General features: G+C 57.5%; 14 protein-coding genes. 8 read left to right on the forward strand and 6 right to left on the reverse strand.

Translation table 11 applies throughout. The features are described 5' to 3' along the window. The first annotated feature begins 1,029 nt into the window (after positions 1 to 1,029). The 4 genes from NKJ72_RS28820 to NKJ72_RS28835 are packed head-to-tail and all read left to right on the forward strand — an operon-like array spanning position 1,030 to position 7,720. Positions 1,030 to 2,250, forward strand: a complete 1,221-nt coding sequence (locus NKJ72_RS28820) for a glycosyltransferase family 4 protein (protein WP_352480465.1) — start codon at positions 1,030 to 1,032, stop codon at positions 2,248 to 2,250. Next, positions 2,247 to 3,503 (forward strand): O-antigen ligase family protein, encoded by a 1,257-nt coding sequence (locus tag NKJ72_RS28825; protein WP_352480466.1) that lies wholly within the window; start codon positions 2,247 to 2,249, stop codon positions 3,501 to 3,503. The genes NKJ72_RS28820 and NKJ72_RS28825 overlap by 4 nt, the downstream gene beginning before the upstream one ends. Positions 3,504 to 3,507: 4 nt before the next feature. Further along, positions 3,508 to 5,502 carry an asparagine synthase (glutamine-hydrolyzing) gene (asnB, locus tag NKJ72_RS28830; protein ID WP_352480467.1) on the forward strand — a complete coding sequence of 665 codons (1,995 nt, stop codon included), beginning with the start codon at positions 3,508 to 3,510 and terminating at the stop codon, positions 5,500 to 5,502. 1 nt (position 5,503) lies between these two features. Next, entirely contained in the window at positions 5,504 to 7,720 is a 2,217-nt protein-coding gene (locus NKJ72_RS28835) for a GumC family protein (RefSeq protein WP_352480468.1), read from the forward strand. A 312-nt stretch (positions 7,721 to 8,032) separates the two neighbouring features. Here NKJ72_RS28835 and NKJ72_RS28840 read toward each other — a convergent pair whose 3' ends face one another. From NKJ72_RS28840 to NKJ72_RS28860, 5 genes are all read right to left on the reverse strand, one after another. Continuing rightward, entirely contained in the window at positions 8,033 to 9,079 is a 1,047-nt protein-coding gene (locus NKJ72_RS28840; protein ID WP_352480469.1) for a class I SAM-dependent methyltransferase, read from the reverse strand. A 95-nt stretch (positions 9,080 to 9,174) separates the two neighbouring features. Beyond that, positions 9,175 to 10,218, reverse strand: a complete 1,044-nt coding sequence (locus tag NKJ72_RS28845; protein WP_352480470.1) for a glycosyltransferase family 2 protein — start codon at positions 10,216 to 10,218, stop codon at positions 9,175 to 9,177. Beyond that, on the reverse strand, positions 10,215 to 11,750 hold the full coding sequence (locus NKJ72_RS28850) for a lipopolysaccharide biosynthesis protein (protein WP_352480471.1): 1,536 nt from the start codon (positions 11,748 to 11,750) through the stop codon (positions 10,215 to 10,217). The genes NKJ72_RS28845 and NKJ72_RS28850 overlap by 4 nt, the downstream gene beginning before the upstream one ends. 163 nt (positions 11,751 to 11,913) lie before the next feature. Beyond that, complete coding sequence (locus NKJ72_RS28855) at positions 11,914 to 12,996, reverse strand: NAD-dependent epimerase/dehydratase family protein (RefSeq protein ID WP_352480487.1); 1,083 nt, start codon at positions 12,994 to 12,996, stop codon at positions 11,914 to 11,916. A gap of 242 nt (positions 12,997 to 13,238) precedes the next feature. After that, positions 13,239 to 13,949 carry a helix-turn-helix transcriptional regulator gene (locus NKJ72_RS28860; RefSeq protein WP_352480472.1) on the reverse strand — a complete coding sequence of 237 codons (711 nt, stop codon included), beginning with the start codon at positions 13,947 to 13,949 and terminating at the stop codon, positions 13,239 to 13,241. Positions 13,950 to 14,236: 287 nt separating this feature from the next. On the opposite strand from NKJ72_RS28860, the gene NKJ72_RS28865 reads away from it, so the two are divergent. Next, on the forward strand, positions 14,237 to 15,976 hold the full coding sequence (locus NKJ72_RS28865; protein ID WP_352480473.1) for a PAS domain S-box protein: 1,740 nt from the start codon (positions 14,237 to 14,239) through the stop codon (positions 15,974 to 15,976). Between the two features lie 180 nt (positions 15,977 to 16,156). Here NKJ72_RS28865 and NKJ72_RS28870 read toward each other — a convergent pair whose 3' ends face one another. After that, complete coding sequence (locus NKJ72_RS28870; protein WP_352480474.1) at positions 16,157 to 16,831, reverse strand: LuxR C-terminal-related transcriptional regulator; 675 nt, start codon at positions 16,829 to 16,831, stop codon at positions 16,157 to 16,159. A gap of 512 nt (positions 16,832 to 17,343) precedes the next feature. Between NKJ72_RS28870 and NKJ72_RS28875 the strand changes: the two genes are divergently transcribed. From NKJ72_RS28875 to NKJ72_RS28885, 3 genes are read left to right on the forward strand one after another with little or no spacing between them, the layout of a single operon-like run. Next, the gene (locus NKJ72_RS28875; protein WP_023675619.1) at positions 17,344 to 18,066 is read left to right on the forward strand and encodes a nucleotidyltransferase family protein; all 723 of its coding nucleotides are present in this window, start codon (positions 17,344 to 17,346) and stop codon (positions 18,064 to 18,066) included. Positions 18,067 to 18,113: 47 nt separating this feature from the next. Next, the gene (locus NKJ72_RS28880; protein WP_352480475.1) at positions 18,114 to 19,250 is read left to right on the forward strand and encodes a DegT/DnrJ/EryC1/StrS family aminotransferase; all 1,137 of its coding nucleotides are present in this window, start codon (positions 18,114 to 18,116) and stop codon (positions 19,248 to 19,250) included. Further along, complete coding sequence (locus NKJ72_RS28885) at positions 19,247 to 19,921, forward strand: sugar transferase (RefSeq protein ID WP_352480476.1); 675 nt, start codon at positions 19,247 to 19,249, stop codon at positions 19,919 to 19,921. The genes NKJ72_RS28880 and NKJ72_RS28885 overlap by 4 nt, the downstream gene beginning before the upstream one ends. The last annotated feature ends 6 nt before the right edge of the window (positions 19,922 to 19,927 follow it).

Consider the following 19,927-nt stretch of genomic DNA (forward strand, 5'->3'; position numbering starts at 1 on the left):
CGTGCTCATTCAGATACACCAGGCCCTTCATGCCATCCGGCAATGCGTTGACCTGGCTAACATATTGAACGTCGGCCAGATTGAACCCGGCGGTTGCGATTTCGGTGGCGGAGCCACCCGAGGCGTAGTGCAGAGTTGCCATCCAATATTCCTTTGTCTCATTCGATAGCGCCCGGGGATTGCCTACTAGAGGGTGTATATTAGCGCCAAATCACATACCTGCAGCCTCTGATAGAATGGTTGATCGCCAGTAGGAATGCTGCACAGAGGGAGAAATCCCAATAGATGTATTAAATAAATATCAAGTATACAATCACGTTAAGCTCGCATAGCTATGCAGATCAATCCCAATTTAATTGAAAATCGATAGATTAATTGTTTAAAAATTTAGCCTGCATGTTGCGGTATTGAGTTGTTAATTTAGCTGTTAACCTGCAAATTTACAGATCAGAAGAACATTTAATCTAAGGGACAAGGCCCTTCGTAGTCCATTGCCGCAACCAATTAGTTGTGGACAATTCGTAAGCGTCTGCCCGCTCGTCGCGGGATATCGGTCGGCAGATCAGGTTTTCGACATCGGAGGGGTCGAATCGGCTTGCCCGCTGGTCGCAAGGAGGCAAGCCGCGTCAGGGATTGTGGGTGAGAGGGCTGATCATCATGCCTGGTAACACGCGGACCGGACAGGGAGCTTAGGAATCGCAGCGTAGAGCAGCCGTACAGCGCACGACTGTCGGAAGGGCTTTCTTCGGTTGGCTTATCAGTGACGAGTCCGGCTTGGCAGAAGTCGCCAGAGTTCGAGGCACAATTCATCGGCGTATCCACAAGATGCCGTCGAGGTGCTTCGCGCTGTGCGTAAGGCCGTGATCCCAATGCGGTTTACCTCATTCAAACAGACGAGGACAGTAGGCAAGCCTCCTCCTACCGTACCCTTTCACGCGCACAGAAGTAACGAAGCAAAACCATGAAAGCAGATGCGAAAGGTAGTTACTTCATGCGACCGAAACACGGCGCACGGACGGGAGCTTCGGGATGAATCCGCATCTCGTTTGTGTGGGAGGCGAAGATCACGCCCTGAGAATTCCGTTCCTAATGTCGCTGCGCGAAAGCGGCTTCCGGGTCACTGCGGTTTCGACCGGCGATGAGGCTGCGTTTTTGCGGCATGGCATTCCGCATCGCCGCTACGGTTTCGACCGATTTGCCAGCGGCGGTGGCGAGTGGACCGCCGTAAGAGCGATTCGGAAACTGGTTGCGGAACTCCGGCCTGACATTGTCCAAAGTTTCGACACCAAGCCTAACCTGCTCGCACCCCTTTCGCTGCGCGGAACAGTCCCGGTCGTACGCACGATCAACGGCCTGGGCTGGACATTCTCCTCGCTCGAACCGCGGGCTCTGACCCTGCGTCCAATCTTTTGCGGACTGCAGTGGCTTGCTTCCTTCTGGACGGCAGCGACGGTGTTTCAGAACCGGGACGATGAGGCCTTCTTCAAGCGCTTTCGATTAATTGAACCCGGCAGCGGAAGAGTGATCCGCAGTTCTGGCATCGACGTCGATGCGTTCGCCATGGCGAGGCATCTTGCTCCGCCGGCAACGAAAATGCGCAAGGAACTCGGGCTCCAGTCAGCGGAGATCGTGATTTTTGTGGGCCGGCTGACCCGCCAGAAGGGCATCCCGATACTGCTTCAAGCAGTGCCCCGCGTCCTTTCCAAAAGACCTAATGCTCGTTTCGTGCTTGTCGGCCCTTGGGAGTCCGAAGGTCCATTTGCAGTCGACAAGTCGGAAATCGATCGACACGCTCCTCATGTTATCGCGCTTGGCCCACGACGCGATGTTCCAGCCCTTCTTGGCATGGCCGACGTGTTCGCCTTCCCCACACAATATCGAGAAGGAATCCCGCGCGTCCTGCTCGAGGCAGGGCTGGCGGGTTTGCCCATCGTTGCCTCGAACATGCCCGGCTGCAATGAAGTGGTCGAGGATGGATGGAACGGCTATCTTGTCCAACCGCACGACGCCGATGGTCTTGCATCTCGAATAGTTGACATCCTTTCCGACCGCAGTCGCGGAAAAGTCATGGGCGGTCGTTCCGTCGAACTTGTCCGGGAGCAGTTCGCGCTGCCGCGGGTGGTGGCCCAATATTGCGATCTGTACAAAAATATCCTTGGTGCCAAACCCCACAGCGATCTCGCCCGACCGGCGTCTCCGACCTTGTTTGGAGAGGGTGCTGCGAGAAGCAGATTGGACGGGCGCCGATGATCCGGGACGCGATCCTGGCCTGCGGCCTCGCAACGACCTATGCGGTGCAACTCGACATTCCAGGGTCGCCCTTAGGGGTTGGCGAACTGTTCATCGTACTTTGGATCATGCTGTCGATTGGGCGCGTACTCGCCGGGGGCCACCTGGAGACAGGGCCGGCGCTGACACGCCTTGTGAGCTTCTGGACGATCATGGCGCTTGCTCTCGGGATCGGCACCGTCGTCGGCTATCTGACCACAATTCTATATCTGACGGGCCTGATGCACGATACGATGGCCTACCTGCTGTTGGTCAGTATCACCTGCCTAGCCGCTGCAGAACCCGACGCTGATCGCCGGCTGCGTCGTACTGGCTGGTGGGTTGTGGGCATCGCGAATATCGCGCTTGCCATTCAGCTGGGACAGGGCTGGGGCTGGATCCCCCAAGCTGGCGTCGATCCCTGGTACTGGGACCGCTTTCGTGGCTGGTCGCATAATCCAAACCAGCTCGCGCTCTACTGCGCAATCTTTGGCCCGCTAGCCTTGCATCTTGCGACCACCACCAGCAATCGATGGGGCAGGTTTCTTGGGATCGCCAGCTTGTTCCTGACCTTCTATGTCGGGAGGCTGACAAAGAGCGATACCTATTTGTACACCAGCATCCTGACCTGCCTGACGTTCCTCGGGCTGCGGATCAGGACATGGCTCAAGACCGGTGGCAACAGGGTCAGCTTTTCACGGCAAGCCGTCCTCCTGTTGCTTGTCGGTATCCTTCCGTTGGCGATCGCGATAACCCCTTACGCCGTAACTGAGGCGAGCGTCCTCGAAAATTTCGCCAAGGGCCTGACCAAGGACAAAGGCGGCGAGGCCACTGCCGAAACCGCCGCACTCCGCGTGCATCTCTGGAACGAAGCGCTGGAGAAGGGCGCCGAATCCGGGTCGCTGGGCCTTGGTCCAGGTCCGCATCTCGAGCGCCCATCAGTGTTCGACTCGCAATTTCTGGAACGGCCCTTCGAGGCTCACAACACGATCCTCGACCTGTACACTCAAGGTGGTCTCATTGCGGTTCTGGCGCTGGTCTGGATAGTCGGCGCCGCCATCATATCGGTGTGGCGTGCGAAGCTCGACGCGCTGTTAGCGCTCGTGGTGTCAATCATCATCTTCGGGATGCCGCATCTGATCATCCGCCACCCGATCGTATGGTTTGCGCTAACCATCTGCCTTGTCGCCGGTACGCCGAAAGCAGTTTCTGCAATCTCCAACAATCCGGGGTAATGGTATGTGTGGTATTGCCGGAATTCTTCTTGCCTCCGATTCAGCCGACACGAGGCCGCTCAGGGCAATAGAGCAGATGACGGCCGCACTTCGTCACCGCGGGCCGGATGGCGAGGCATTCTGGGTAAACTGTGAATCGGGGGTCGCCTTCGGTCACAGGCGGCTGGCCATAGTTGACCTGTCGGAGGCTGGCCGTCAGCCGATGCATTCTGAAAGCGGCCGATATGTCATTACATTCAACGGCGAAATATACAATTTCCGTGATTTGCGCCGTGAGCTGGAGAGTACAGGCCATCATTTTCGGAGCGCCAGCGATACCGAAGTCATGCTCGCCGCAATTGAGAGTTGGGGCCTCGAAAAAGCACTCACCCGTTTCGCCGGCATGTTCGCTTTAGGATTGTGGGACCTTAGGACAAGGACGCTCCATCTCGCCCGCGACCGAATGGGTAAAAAGCCGCTTTATATCGCCTCAACACGCGATGCACTTGTTTTTGCTTCCGAGTTGAAGGCGATCAACCGTTTTCCAGGGTTTTGCCAGGAGCTCGATATCGATGCGGCCGCGGCAATGCTTTCGAAGGGATGGGTACCGGATGACAGCTGCATTTGGCGAGGCGTGTTCAAGCTGCCGCCGGGTTCGGTCCTGTCGGTAACGGCCGCTGAGTTCTCCGGGGAACGCAGTGTCGCCTCTCTGTCGCATCGCATTCGACGCTGGTGGTCGCTGGCCGAAGCCGCCACGGAAGGGCGGGCGGAACAGGTCGCCGGCAGCGACGAGGAACTCACCAATGAACTGGACGGCCTGCTTCGACTTGCCGTTCGGGAGCGCATGATCGCTGACGTCCCGCTCGGGGCCTTCTTGTCGGGCGGAATAGATAGCTCGACGGTTGTGGCCCTTATGCAGGCTCAATCGGAAAAGCCTGTGCGCACGTTCACGATCGCTTTCGGAGAGGGCGGGTTCGATGAGGCTCCCCACGCTGCGGAAGTCGCGCGCCATCTGGGGACCGACCATACCGAACTCCACCTTTCGGCTGCCGTAGCGCGCGACGTCATTCCAGAACTGCCGCAGATCTGGGACGAGCCATTCGCTGACGAATCGCAGATACCAACTCTGCTGGTGGCGCGGCTCGCTCGCCGGCACGTTACGGTGGCTCTGTCGGGCGACGGTGGCGATGAATGCTTCGCCGGCTACGCACGCCACTTCATGGCGGCCCGCCTGCGACGACAGCATATTCTGCCGTCAGCACTGCGTCGGGCGCTCGCGGCAGGCACTGGGTTATTGGCCCGTGCAGCCCGCCACGATCTCGTCGGCAAGCTGCCGCTTTCGGAGGGTGCACGGCATGCGCTTCGGGGGGATCGGCTGAATCGCCTAGCTCAGCTGCTTGCTGCAGCCAACGAGGACGAGTTGTATCGGCGACTTACGGGATCATCGAACGAGAACCTGAGCCTCCACCAGCCACCGTCATCAATTCACGTCGAGCACCGGCTTGATGGGCTGCTGTCCCGTCTGTTGTATGACGATATGGCTGGATACCTCCCCGGCGATATATTGGTGAAGCTGGACCGCGCCAGCATGGCCAACAGCCTCGAGGGGCGATGCCCGCTGCTCGATCATCGGGTTGTCGAATTTGCCTGGCGCCTGCCGACGAATACGAAAGTTCGTAATGGCAAAGGCAAGTGGATCCTTCGTCAGTTGTTGCGCCGATACGTTCCGCAGCGGCTGATCGAGCGGCCGAAGCAAGGTTTTGATGTTCCTATAGCCGTCTGGCTGAGAGGCCCGCTGCTGAGTTGGGCAAACGACCTTGTCGCCGATATGCGTTTGTCCGGAGACGGGATTTTCGACCTTGCAGAGGTGGATGCGTGCTGGCGCGATCACGTTGACGGCAGGCACGACCATTCTCGTGAATTGTGGCCCGCTTTGATGTTCCAGGCCTGGCACAACGAGGCAAGGCGCCCATCGCCCACAGCAACGGGTTCTCGCGTGCCCGAACTTACAGGAGATTAAGATGGAAGGGTCCATAGTTAGCCGCATCCACCTTCCGCACGTTAACGAAATGCACGTGCCAGCGCGCGAAATCGCTCCGCGCATGAAACGGCCTTTACGCGAACAGATGGACACGCAAACCCCATTCCATCAGCTCCTCATTACCCTCTCAAGAAAAAAATGGTTCCTGCTGGCCATGGTCATCACTGGCGGTGTATTAGCCGCGCTTGCGGGTCTTGCACGGCCTGCCCTGTATGAAGCCACTGCACAGGTAATCGTCGACGCACCTAGTAGAGCGGCCCCTGCCGGCGGCTCGGTCTCTACTCAAGATGTGCTGGATTCCAGCATTGACGACCACATCACCATGCTCTCGTCGCAAGGCCATCTGCGAAGCGTGGTGGCAGCGCTGCGCAAAACGGACGCTCTCAACAATACTAGAAAGGCTGATGCTGTTACCGAAAATTCTGCTGCTGACCCTGCGGGCGTCGAGCCGCCGAAGTTGCGCTCGGGTACAGCCGATCTGCTGGCCGAAATTTGGCCGCGAAGCACTCCGGCGGAGCCAGATGCGGCTGAACTCAAGATACTGCGTAAGGGTATAAGGATCGGCCAGGAGTTGCGATCAAGAGTCATCAGTGTCGGCTTCACCGATCACGATCCGGCGCGAGCTGCTTTGATCGCCAATACGTTCGTGCAGGTGTATATTGGCGATCTGGCAAGGAAAAGCCAAGCATCGGACAGACTGGAACTTGAATCAATAGTTGCCGGACTTCCAGCTACACAGAACAGTCTCGCAGAAGCGACCGATCGTCTTGAGAGGTATCGGCTGAGCCATGGCGCGATCGACCAAGGTGCAGCGGATAATGCCGCCAAGGAGATAGTCGAACTCACCCAGCAAATCTCCTTGTCGAAAGCGGATCTCTCCGCATCGGAATCTCGACTCCAACACATTCAGGACTTGCGAAAGGGGGGCGCGTCGGTTGCCGCGGTAGCCGAAACCATCGGATCACCCGTGCTGGCCGATCTCTTGGCACGCCAGGCCAACGGCACAACAGATGAGGATGTCACAAATGCGATCGATCGTGAGATCGAACAAGAAATCGCCCGCGTCGCTGCCGAGACGAACATCTATCGCTCCCAAATAGCGGTGCTGCAAAAGCGTAAGGACGTCCTGGATGCGGTTGTGGCCGATACAGCCGGCCGGCTTTCCGGATTGCGCGCTCTCGAGCCCCAGGTCGGCATCCTGACGCAGCGCTACAACGACCTTTTGACCCGGCAACAAGACTTGATGCGGCGTATTGCAAGTCCATCCCCCGGAGTCAGGCTTCTCTCAGCGGCGTGGCCTCCTACCAATCCAACGACTCTTTCGCCAATATTTCTTATTCCGCCCGGCATGGTTGTGTTTGGCCTGATTGGGGGGATCTTCATACTTGTCCGCCAACGCTTCGATAGCACCTTGCACGGGGAGGCCGAAGCTCAAGCAGCGCTCAAAGTTCCGTGCCTCGGGCTAATACCCCAGGCTGCCACAACGCACGCGAGGCGACTGCAGCAGCTGGTTTCAGGTCAGCAGGAGTCAAGATACAGCCGCGCCGTGACGGCCCTGCTTGTCGCTGCAGCGCCCCAGCGGGCGAGGGATTGCTCGAACATAATCTTGATAACATCCTGCAGTGAGGATGATGGCAAGACCGAGCTCGCATGGAGCATGGCCTTGGCGGCCACAAGACTTGGAGGGCGAGTACTCTTTATTGATCTGGACCGCACGGACCGCCGCCTTACAGGCGAGTTTGTGAAGGAATTCAGCGCACGTAAGCCGCACAATTTTTTCGGAGACTATATCAATGACCGTTGTGCGCTGCGCGATGCGATAGCTGGAATGTCGGCAATCGGAATCGATTTCATGGCGCTCGCACCGTCGGAGGATCTGCTGCCCTTACTGTCCAGTGTCGATGGCTCCCCTTTCAAAGATGAACTGCACTCGGTCTATCGGGTGGTCATCATAAATGGGCCGCTGGGGCTTGAGGGACCAGAGGCCAGACTCCTGACAGGCTGGGGTGACGTGGTTCTTTTCGCCATTCGCTGGGCGAAAACGCGACGCAGCATCGCGCGAGGCGTCCTAGACTTGCTTGCGGGCGATACGCCAGCTTCGGTTCCCGTCGCAAGCGTTCTCACGAAGGTTAATCTCAGGAAGCACGCGGGTTACCGGTTCGGGGACAGCGCTGATCTCTTGCTGGAGGGAGCATGACGAGCTCGGCTTTTACTGTTACCTCCTTCCCACCACCGCTCGTTGAAAATCACTGTTTTGGGCGCCGATCGGCTGCCGGCGCAGGCCATTCGCTCGTAGCCGAGGTTGCCGCGGAGAGATCCGTCCGGAGCGTGGGGCCGAGGTGTCACAACGGAACCTACTGGCCAGGAGCCGCCGGACGGGCATTCATGAATTTCGGGAGCCACGCCTGAGGCGACGCCCCTGATGCCATCCTTCGTCTGCTTGGCAGGTCCAGCAGCCTGGTGGTGTCAAAATCACCTTCCCGCTGCAAGCGGCGTGGCGCACCGCTCATTACTGCTTGGCTTGGCGATGAATCTGTGGCGCAGGTGACGAGACTTTGTCGATTTTCGCCCAGAGTGCGCTCCCGCCCATCGTAGATGCGTTCCTGATGGCGTATGCCCATGCCGGCAAGCGTGACGGTGAAATCGCAAGGGCGGTCAAACCTTGCGCCATTCGTTGCGCTTTGCTTCGCGGCAAGGCCCGCACGAACTCACTCACACTACCTGGTTTTTGTCCCTTACGCAAAAAGCTGTGGACGATGTCTTGCTTCAGGAATTTGGCGAGATTGAACGGCTCGCGCTCGCATTTGCTCAATTGCAAGCCGTGCCGCCGACATATGGCATCGAAGGCTCCTTTCGTCCATCGGCCAATGTGGTTTGGTGGCATGTCTACGAGCGAACCGTGAGACTCCATATAGTACGTTCTGTTTTCATTTGGCACGGCAATGAAAACAGATCCTTGGGTTTTCAGAAGATATTTTAAGCGAGCAAAAACATCATCCACTTGGTCCATATGCTCGAAGACCTGAAACATGAAAATAAAATCGAACGCCTCTTTCATGGAATTGAAGCTGCCATCTCGAAAGTCACTTGCAAATGTCTTGAAACCTTTTGACGCCAGTACTGATCGCGCCGTTTCGTTGTAGTCGACGGCAGAAATATCCGAAGTATGGAAGAATTTATTCTTGATGCGGTCGAGAAAATACCCAAACCCCGATCCCACTTCGAGAGCAGTCTTTCCGCCAGTATTCAGGCCCGCGAGCTCTTCGATTGTCCTTGCATATTCCCATTTCATAGTTGGATAAGAAGGGTACGCCCAGGCTAAGTTATAAAACTCAAAGCCGCCGGCGACGAACGGATCTGCGAAACCGAATCCGCAATCTGCGCATTTGCGAATGTCGCAAGTGTTACGGCCCCAGAGATCCGACAGGTGGCTTGTTAACTTTCGGGAGCGATCGGGGTCCTGACGCGGATTGATGAAATGTCGAGAGGCCTCGTCTGCTGTCACTTCGAACAATTTTGCGGTTGATACACTGCCACACGCCGGACAAATGGTCATCTCGCTATCCCTGAAGCCTGGACGAAGGAAAGCCGCCTTCGACGGTGTAGAATGCGTGCCAGCCGGCCAACGCAGGCCTCAATGATGCCGCCACGCTAAATTCGCCTCTGGCTACGCAACCGGCCCAGTCTCGGGCGGATGGCGAACGCGTAAGTAAGAATGTGCTGGCTCGCAATTTTCATGACTGATGGGCGAAGAATTTGCATGGCATCTTGGATCGTCGCTCGCCATGACTGCTGGTGGAATCTGCTGGGAATACGAGCAACCCGCAGCGCCCGTAACAAAGTCTCGGGGCGAGGGAGGTGTTTACGATCCTGAATTAGATTCCAGTTAAGCTCTTTGACAGCAAGAGTTACTTGATCAACTTCGTCAAAATTCTTAGTCGTAGTGATGCTCGGGTGATTGGTCGCGTCGTAGAAAATCAAGCCGTCATTTATCGCGACCATGTCTCCGTGGCACGCCAGGTCAACAAAGAACAGCTGGTCGACTCCGGCCGGGATAGAATTGTGCGCGCGCATCAGGCAACCCGCGTGAATGACGTCGCGGTTGATCAACAGCGTCGACGGGATGATCCCGAGGCTCCGCGTCGTACGGACCAGATAGAGGTCCGTTAGGCATTGCTGGCTCGAGTAGACGGAGATCCGTTGTCGCCCTTGCGGTGGCAATCGGAATTTCATCCGATCGTCTTCAATTATATTCGCGGCACAGGTCATGAATGCAGCCGAGGGATGCTTGGTGGAAACCTCGGCAAAGGTCTTGAGTGCGCCTGGGGCGAGCCAGTCATCGTCATGGAGCAGCTTGATCCATTTTCCGACGCAAGCGAGCATGGCGTTGTTGGTATTCTCGACCTGACCCCGGCCCCGACCGTTCTCGACAATTCGGATGCGAGGCTCGGTCCGTGCATACTCGGCCACGATTGCCCAGGTCGCTCCCTCGCGGCCCTCGTCGTCGCTGACGACCAGCTCCCAACTGGCGAAATCTTGACTCAGAATGCTATCCATCGCCCGGCGGATCGTGTCCGGTCGGCGAAAGGTCGGGATGGCAACTGAAATGAAAGGGCGCAGTCGCGAAGCATCAGCGCGATGATGTTGGTCAACCACATCGGTCGTTGGAAGCTGATCAAGCTGCGAGTGCTTCATGGTGTTTTTCCCTCGAGATGATGACTCTGCTTTGGTATGGCGGCTCCCGATGGTTCGACGTAGTGGCGGAGAAGATACAGAGAGGCCGCCGTTTTCAATGCAAACCCGACGGCGCCGCCGGCCGCCATCAGATAAATGACTTTAAGTGGTTCCCAACCTGCCTCAGCACCGGCGAGTAGCGGGCCAAATACAAGCGCCGTCCGCGCGCCGTCGACGAGAAGTCGTACCTCTTGCCGCCGCAGAAGAGCCGGGACATCTTGAAGCGGTGTCGACAACGCCTGCGTGGCACCCATGAACGCCAGCGCGGTCATAATGTCTGCGGCGGGAACCCAGGGCGCGCCCAGGAGGGGAACGACGATATATGGCGCGGCCAGGCCAAGCGCTAATATTGGCAATGCAGTGAGGCCGGCTGAAAGCATCAACAGGCCGTGCGCGGTGCCGAGCAAATGTGCGCGACTGCTGGTTTTGTTCGCCTCAGATACAAAAACATTGCTAAGCGGGTTGGCGATCAGCGTCACGGGTGCAGTCACCAGCCGTGACGCAACTCCCAGGTAACCGGCAAAAGCGGCGCCAAACAGCGAACCAACGAGTATTGCGGGAAGATTGATGATGGCAAAACTCGCTAGGGCCGAGGGAATGTCGAACAATGGAAACTTGTATTCTCGCCTGGCGACTGCAAAGACGGTCCGCCACGGCGCTCGGGCGATGCCGCCTATGTCCTTTCTGCTCAGAACCCGAGAGCCGAGGATTCCGATAAAGATGAATTGGCTCAGGATATGAGCATGCACCATCGCCTCACCTCCGAAATGGGCGAGCCCAAAAGTTAGTTGCAGCAGGGCCATGGTCGCCGGCAAAATCAGGCGGCCGAGGGCGAAGTCGCGTAGCAGGCCTACGCGCAAACTCCAGCAGTTCATTGCTTCGACGAGGCCGGCACCCCCCATCCCAAGTGGAACGAGCCAGGCGAGGTGGCCAACTCGCGCTGGAGCGATGCTCGCCCACAGCAGTCCTGCCGCAAAGGCAAGGACACTCGTCACCATGACAGCCAGGAGAATGAGCTTAACGGTCACGTATGCCTGCGCACTGTCCTTGACCCCATAAAGCGAGGCCTCGAAACGCAATGCTGCGATCGCACCGAGGATGTTTACGATCGACAGGTAAATCGTGAAGATCCCGAAATCTGCCGGGGAATAGAGCCGGGCCAAAACGGGAATGGCGGCGACCAGGGTCAGCTGGCCGGCAATCGCCATGGCCGAAACGCCTCCTGCCGCGCGAAGAATACCGCCGATCGGGCTTGGAGGAACACGGGTGATTATTTTCTCGACCGTAGGAACCGTCCTGGATCTCAGAAAGTAGCTTTGGGACATGAGCTCGCGATTCCGAGGAGGCAAAAATGCGGTCGAATAGAGCTTACGATGGGGCCTGAACGTCACCATCATCCATCTGAATGACATTGTTCGGCAGAACGCGGATGCGGCGAATTCTTTGTGCTCCGTGCCAAGTACAACTTCAGTCTCTGAATTGAGATCGCTCATTGGAACTGCCCGCGATAAGCTGATTTGCGCGAGGATCGCGCGGGGCATCGATGACCGGAAATTTCGTCGTTACGCTGTGCGGCATCACCTTGATCTTTTGACCAGACCAGCAGCCGAGACAGGATAACAGACGCGTGGATCCGTCGCTCCGACAAGGCGCGGATCACACGGTGGCCCCTACATGCACCAACGTTTGTTGCCGTATGCTGGTCGCGGTGTCCCTTCCATGAAAGTCCCGGTACCATTCGACAAAGCGTTGCACTCCGTCCTCAAGGCGCGTCGTCGGGGCGAAGCCGACGGCCTTGCGAAGATCGCTGACGTCGGCGCGTGTCTCTAAAACGTCGCCAGGCGGCAACGGCACATCCACGCGAAGCGCCCGGCAGCCAAGGGCGGTCTCGATGATCGAAATGAGCCGGTTGATCTCCTCGGGCCAGTCGTTGCCGATGTTGTAGACGCGATACGGCGCGGAACTTGTAGCAGGATCGGCGGTGAAAGGGTCCCAATGCGGATCGGGCCGCGGCGGTGCAGCAAGCGCTCGAACCACGCCCTCAGCGATATCGTCGATATAGGTGAAGTCTCGCCACACGCGGCCGGCATTGGCTACTTCGATTGGATTCCCCTCGATAATCGCACGCGTGAACATATAGACCGCCATGTCGGGCCTGCCCCAGGGGCCATAAACAGTGAAGAAGCGCAGTCCAGTCATAGGTAAGCCGAACAAGTGACTGTATGAATGCGCCATGAATTCGTTTGAACGCTTGGTTGCGGCGTATAGACTGACAGGATGATCGGCGCCGTGATGCTCGGAAAACGGTATGGTTCGATTTGAGCCGTAGACGGAGCTCGACGAGGCATAGACGAGGTGATTAACGCCGAAGTGCCGGCAGCCCTCAAGGACGTTGAGAAAGGCTATTATGTTCGATTGCAGATAGGCATGCGGGTCAACTAGTGAATGTCGCACGCCGGCCTGAGCCGCGAGATGCACAACGTTTGAAGGTCGAACTTCTGAAAACAGCAACTGGACACGCGCCGCATCCGCCAGATCAATTCGCATCGGAGTGAAGCCCGACTCGGTACAGAGGCGCGCAAATCGCGCTTCCTTGAGTCGTGGATCGTAGTAGGGAGAGAAATTGTCGACGCCGATGACTTCGACACCCAGACGCAAAAGCCGCAAAGCGACGTGAAAACCAATGAAGCCTGCCGCACCGGTGACGACGATCGGTCCGGTCCGTGCCAGTCTCTTCACCGCGCGGTCCGAACGCGATCGAGCGATTTCCACCTTCTTCGCTGCGGCAAGAACAGACTCGCTGCCTACATCGTTGTCCAACTTGTCGCCTTTCGAATCCGTTCGACAGTACCGAATGGCCGGTCCGGGATTGCGGCTTCCGTCATGCGGTGCACGACCTGCCAAGTCATGACACTCCAACTTGCGCCTCTGAATCCCCGGGCGGATGCCGACGTCCGGCGATGGTATCCAGTGGCCTGCCCCTACGGCAGGACCGAAATGCGGCCAAGAAGGGCCACCAGTTCCGCCTGGCGTTTTGTTTCGGTCTTGGCGAACAGCGAGGCAAGCTGGGAACGGATCGTGGTGCGGCTGAGGCGCCAGCTGCGAGCGATCTCCAAAGGAGCGTCGCCCTGAGCCAGGCGCAAGGCGAGGTGCGTTTCTGCGCTCGTCAGGCCAAACATTCTTTGCAACGTGCGAGGATTTGGCCCAGATCTGTTATCCCGATCCAGCAACGCCACAATGCTCGTTCCGTCGGGAGCGATAACGCCGTTCTCGTTCAGAATCACCGGACGGTCGCCTCTGCTGCGGATCACCACCCAGGATAGTGAGCCCGGCAGGAATTGACCCGGAACATTTGCGATCAGCCGCCTTAGGGCGGTCGTAAGCCCGCTCGCCGTGTCGGCCGCTTCGCCCTGGCGCTCAAGCGTGGTTTGGGCGGCTGCGTTCCACTCGACCACCTTTCTCTCGCGATTCAGCACGAGATAGCCACAGCCAATGCGATCAAGCACGCCGGTTATGGATTCCAGACTGCGGCCTTTTTGTTCGCCGAACCTTGCGTCCAATAGATCCGATGCGCGATCGGCAAGGTGACCAGAAGAGGGCCGCGTATTCCGCGCTTCAAAATCATACCTGGTCCTCGTAGCAATGTACCGATTGCTCGAAGAGGTATTGACCTGTCTATCGATCAGATTCATTTTCTACCCCTAACCCAAAGTTTCACACGCCCGAAATAAGTATTCGGGATTCATGTAGTCTTCTATGTGTCGCTGGATTCTAGTCTTCTATGCGCTGACGGATAATATGTTCATCGCCACCTTGAAAAACTTAATATGATCCGACAGTTCTAAGGCAGCTCTTAGGCCCCGCTGCGTCCGATAAAATGCGCGCTATGATAGCGGTATGGCAATCCGGCAGTGGTACTAAGCTGTACGTTTTTTGCTCTAGTCTCGACGGGCTAGTCAGAAGGTTGTAGTCTGTGTCCATGAGCTCGCAGTCGCGCAGGTCGAATTCGAACCCGTCGGGCAGATTGCTAACTCATATTGCCTCTGCATCGGTGTTAGCTGCCACACTGATATTTGAAATCAAATCGTCAGCCTATATTGGGCAAGGCGCAAGTTTTCTGGAATTTATTCCGGCGATTATTATTATCGCCTATCTCGAAGACCGCGTGGCAGCGCTTGCTGCGACCATTCTTATGGTGACTGTCGGCCTGTGGGCGCGAGGACACGATCACATTTCAAATGGAGATTGGGCACGCGCAATCCTGCTTCTGGTTTCGGGCGGGGTAATTGCCATGACGTTCCATCGCCTTCGGCAGGACTTGCGTGAGTTGCTGGAAGTCGCGGAGGCCAGGCTAGCTGCCGTCGAAGCGACAGAAAGCCGCTATCGTTGGGCCTTCGAACGTGCTGCCCTGGGATTCGCGAACACCAACGAGAAAGGTGAGTTGCTTCAGTCCAACAAACGCCTTTGCGAGATGACCGGGTACAAGGAGGAGGAGCTTGCCCAATTGCGGCTCGATACGCTCGCCCATCCGAATGACCGGCATACCTTGGCGCAATTGTTGGCAAGGCTGGGCAATGACATCTCTTCGTTCGTTTCCGAGGTCCGTCTGTTAAGAAAGGACGGTATGGCATTCTGGGCTCGGCTAACGCTTTCTTCGTCCGTGCCCAAGGGGGGACTCTCGGAGAGCATCTTCGTGGTGGTCGACGATATTTCGGAACGACGCGCTGTTCACGAAGCGCTTCGGGCTCAGAAGGAATGGCTGGACCTCGCTCTGTCTGCTGGACGCTTGGGCACGTGGCGCATCGACCTTAAAGACGGGACAGTCACGGGCTCGGACACGTTCTGGGACATTCTCGGCCTGGCCCAGGCCAATAGCCGCAGTTTGGAGGAACTGTCAGCTGTCGTGCATCCGGCGGACTGGCCAAAGCTGGCCGCATCGAGAAAGGCCGCACCATCGGTCACGAATTACGATGTTGAGATACGTGTCCGCCGACCGGACGGACATATCCGCTGGGTTGCGCTGCGCGGAAGGGAGGAAAGACATGATGATGGTGGACAGCGGCTTGGAGTGGCTGCCGACCTGAGCGAGAGACGACAAACCACGCTGCTGCGTGCCGCGGCAAAGAAGCGGGAGCGCATCATGCTCGAACAGCGTCATAGATTCGGCAATGTTTTCGCGGTGATCACGGCGCTCGTGAAGATGGTCGATGTTCCCGGAAATAACGTCGCCAAATACAAGGAAATGCTGATCGATCGGATACGCGCGCTCGAGGCAACCCATTTGCTTCTTTCCCGCAATGGCAGCGTATCGGGGGCGATAAACGATCTCGTTGCGCAAGAGTTGCACCCTTATATGGGGACACGCGCCATATCGGTCAGCGGTCCGTCCGTGGCGATATCGGGAGGCGCCGCCGAGAGTTTTGCAATGATCGTTCACGAGCTTGCCACCAATTCCATGAAATACGGAGCGCTTGGCGATTCAAAAGGCCGGATCGACGTAAGCTGGACGTTCGCAGCTGAAGACACAGGCAGCGATATCGTGTTCGAGTGGGTCGAATCGGGGCGGCGGCGGACCTCAAGTGTAGTCCGTCATGGCTTCGGTTCCATGATAATCGGAGTGGATGGAGCGCCGCTTGTCGGTCACTCTCCCAGGCTGGAAATATCGGACCAAGGGTTGCGGTATTCGCTGCGGCTGTCGCGCAAGGAAATCGGATTGTAGTGCAGTGCTACAATCGGAAGCAGATATCTAAAGGCGAGTGGCGCTGAGCGACCTTTGAGATGGGCAGTGTTCTTTCCAAGAATGTCGTTGGCCCAAAGCTGCGCCGTGGCTTTGGATATGCAGTAATATGCGTGAGGAGTCATGGGATGCCGTTGCACGTCCAAAAGGACGCGCGGCGCTCTAGCTGGCATGTCTCGAAAGCCAAGTCTTCAGCATAACGGCAGCCTCGGTCCGATTTCGTACCCCCAATTCACGCAGAACCGCAGCAGCGTGGATTTTCGTGGTCGCCTCCGCGATTTCCAGATCGCGCGCAATTTCCTTGTTTGAATAGCCTTCCGCCATCAGCTTGAGGACTTCCTTTTGCCTCGAGGTCAGCCTGCCAAGGTTGACGCCAGCGGTACGTCGCTGTGGGCCCTTCTCGGAGTGGGTATGCGCGTGGGTTGCTTGCGTTGCACCCGACCGTGACAGAAGTGCGGGAACATAGATGCGCCCGGAGAGGATTTCATTGACGGCCAAAACAACCTCTTCGTCCGTCTGCGACTTTACGATGTAACCGTGAAGCCCGATCGACAGAGCCGTGAGTATTTCCGAGCGTGAATCGTTTCCGGAAACGATCGCAAATCGCGTATCCGGATAGGCGGACAGGATCCCGCCGAGCACTTCTTGATTGAACAGGCCTGGCATATTCAGATCCAGGATCGCGAGATCCACGAACGATTGCTCCGCCAGCAAACTGAGCACCGCGTCGAAACAAGACGCTTCAAATATCTCTACACCTGGAATGCCTGCGGTCAGTGCCAATCGCAAGCCGCGACGATACAAGCCGTGATCGTCGGCGATGACGATTCGATACATTGAACTACCCCAACGCGTATCTGAATGGATTGAACGGTGATGGGCCTGAAGTCGTAGCCATTCACTCGTCGATTCATCCAGCCGACGCCGCGGCACCCCCAACACCGCAAACGCCGAATTTCTAATATAATCTTAAATAACGGGAAACGCTCCTCTTTTTTTTTGCCCCTTGTGAGCGAACCCGCCGAACGTCGTCGAACATACGTTCTGACCTTTTGGAAAGCTGACAGACCGGCTGGTCGTTCAGCACTGCCATAGATCCAAAGATATAGAACAGCAAAACGGCCGAATTGTTACCATTCGAATGCACGACGACATCCACCCCGACGGCCACATACCATCCAGATGCAATGTCCGGATCAGGGATCGGTGGGGAAATCTCACCGGTCTTCTACGGGAAATCTCACCGGTTCTTCGGAGGGGCAAAGAACGTGTTTCCCGGGTGCTGACCAAGGCAGGATAGCCGGCCCGTGACGATAGCGTTCAGGCCGAATGAACAAGGGAGGACCAGGATGAAAGCGGTGATTCAATGTGGAGGAATGGGAACACGCCTCCGCCCCTTCACTTCGGTCTTGCCGAAGCCGCTCATGCCGATCGGCGCACGGCCGGTTCTCGAGATGCTTCTGAAATGGTTGCGACGCAACGGTATTCAGGAAGTCTATATTACAACCGGGTATCTCGGCCACTTGATCCGCACCGTGTGTGGAGATGGCTCGCAGTGGAACCTGAAGATTCGATATACGCAGGAGATGGAGCCGCTTGGCACCATCGGGCCACTGTCTTTGATCAGGGATGAACTGACGGAGCCGTTTATCGTTCTCAATGGCGACGTCCTTACGGATCTAAGCCTCAGTCGATTTGTAGCAGCGCACCGTAAGCACACCGATCCGGTGACGATCGCAACAGCCTGTCGTCTGATCAAGATGGATTTCGGCGTCATCGACGAAGTCGACAATACCGTGCAGGTCTTTCGCGAGAAGCCGACCCTCTCGCATCTGGTCAGCATGGGAATTTACTGCATGAACCCGGACGTTCTGCAGTTTATCCCATCCGGCATACCCTTTGGGTTCGACGACCTGATGCTGCAGATGATGCAGAACGGCACAACCGTGCACGTGTACAAGCATGAGGGTCTCTGGCTCGATATCGGGCGCGTCGACGACTTCCAGAACGCACAGACCATTTCCTGGGAAGACCAATCGGCCTCGATCGAGGTCACCGCGACGGCTGCATGATGAAGTCACGAGCTCGGTTCCCACAATTATCAGTCTAGGAGGTTGTGATGCTCTTGGTCAGTGCCCCGATCCTGGGTGTGCCGGAAAAGACTGCTTTGACCAAGGTCATCGACAGCGGCTGGCTGACAATGGGGGAGCAGGTACGAGCCTTCGAACAAGCTTTTGCCGACGTCCATGGTGCGGAGGATTGCGTCGCGGTCGGTTCTTGTACGGCAGCGCTTCATCTCATTTTGCACGCACTTGGCATCGGGCCGGGCGACGAGGTGCTGGTGCCATCCTTGACTTTCGTGGCGACCGCAAATGCGGTCCTCTATGTCGGTGCGACGCCGGTCTTCGTCGACATCGAGTCAGCCGACGTGCCGCTGATGTCGATCGTGGAAGCCGAAGCGAAATGCACGACCCGCACCAAGGCAATCATTCTCGTCCATTTCGCCGGCTACCTCGCCGATCGGGAACAATGGCAGAGGTTCGCCCGTGCCCGGGGGCTGCATATCGTCGAGGACGCGGCGCATGCGCCGGGCTTGAAGGAGGTGGGGACATTTGGTGCCGCGGCCGCCTTCAGCTTCTACGGCAACAAGAACATGACCACGGCGGAAGGCGGGGCTGTGATCGCCAGGGATGCCGGTCTGCTCGAGACAATCCGCCAGGCGCGTGGACATGGGATGACCACCGGGACACGTCAAAGGCTGAACAGCCGCACCCCTCAGTATGATGTCACCATGCTCGGATTCAACTATCGCATGGATGAATTGCGGGCTGCGATCGGACTCGTCCAGCTGCAAAATTTGCAGGAGTGGAATGAGATCAGGCGTATCCTGGTCATGCTGTATCGCCGTCTCATAGCCAAGCATTGTCCGGCCGTGACCATCCCGTTCCACGAGCCGCGGACGTCGGCCTACCACATCATGCCTATCCTTTTGCCACGTTACGCCGACAGGCAAGACGTCATCGACGCACTGCGCGCGCAAGGGATACAAACCACTATCCACTACCCGCCGGTGCACCAGATGACGCTCTATCGTGAGCTTATCCCCGATACTCATTTGCCGCGCACCGAAGATTTCGCGCAGCGCGAGCTGACGGTACCGCTGCATCCGCAGGTCACGGCACCTTTGGTCGAAACGGTGGTTGTCGCTCTTGCCGCAGCGGTTAGCGGTTGCGCTCAGACAGGAACAGCCGCATGAATGCCCTGGACCTAGCCATTCACCGGCCTAACGTCTCAAGTGCCGCCCATGGGACTGTGAGACGAGCAATTGATCTCGTCATTGCTGCGGCCGCGGCGATCGTCTTTGCTCCGCTGATGTTGCTGATTGCCGTGGCGCTGCTGCTGGAAGGCGGTCGGCCCATCTTCTTTACGCAGACCCGCGTCGGGGCCGGTGCTCGCCCATTCCGCATGTACAAGTTCCGCAAGTTCAGCGTAAAATGCGATCCCGGTGGCTTGGCGCTGACCATGGCCGATGACAGCCGCATGACGCCGGTAGGACGGTTCCTCGCCGTCACCAAGTTCGACGAGCTGCCGCAGCTTTGGAACGTCTTCAGGGGCGAGATGGCAATCGTCGGGCCGCGCCCGGAGAGCCTTGTCTTCGCCGATTGTTTTCGCGGGGGCTTCGAGGGTATTTTACAATACAAGCCAGGCTTGCTTGGTCCAGCCCAGGTTCTCTTCCGGAATGAAGCGCATTTTTATCCGCGATCCGTGGACCCGTTACTGTTCTACCGTGAGGTCTTGTTTCCGGCCAAAGCCAGGCTTGACCTTTCCTATTATCCGCAACGCACGATCGTCTCCGATGTCATCTGGATGGTGCGCGGCCTGCTGGCGGTGCTTGGCGTCGTTTCGCCGCCGCCGATCGAAACTTGAGAGCAG

The sequence above is a fragment of the Mesorhizobium sp. M0045 genome, from assembly GCF_040323385.1.
GTDB lineage: Bacteria > Pseudomonadota > Alphaproteobacteria > Rhizobiales > Rhizobiaceae > Mesorhizobium.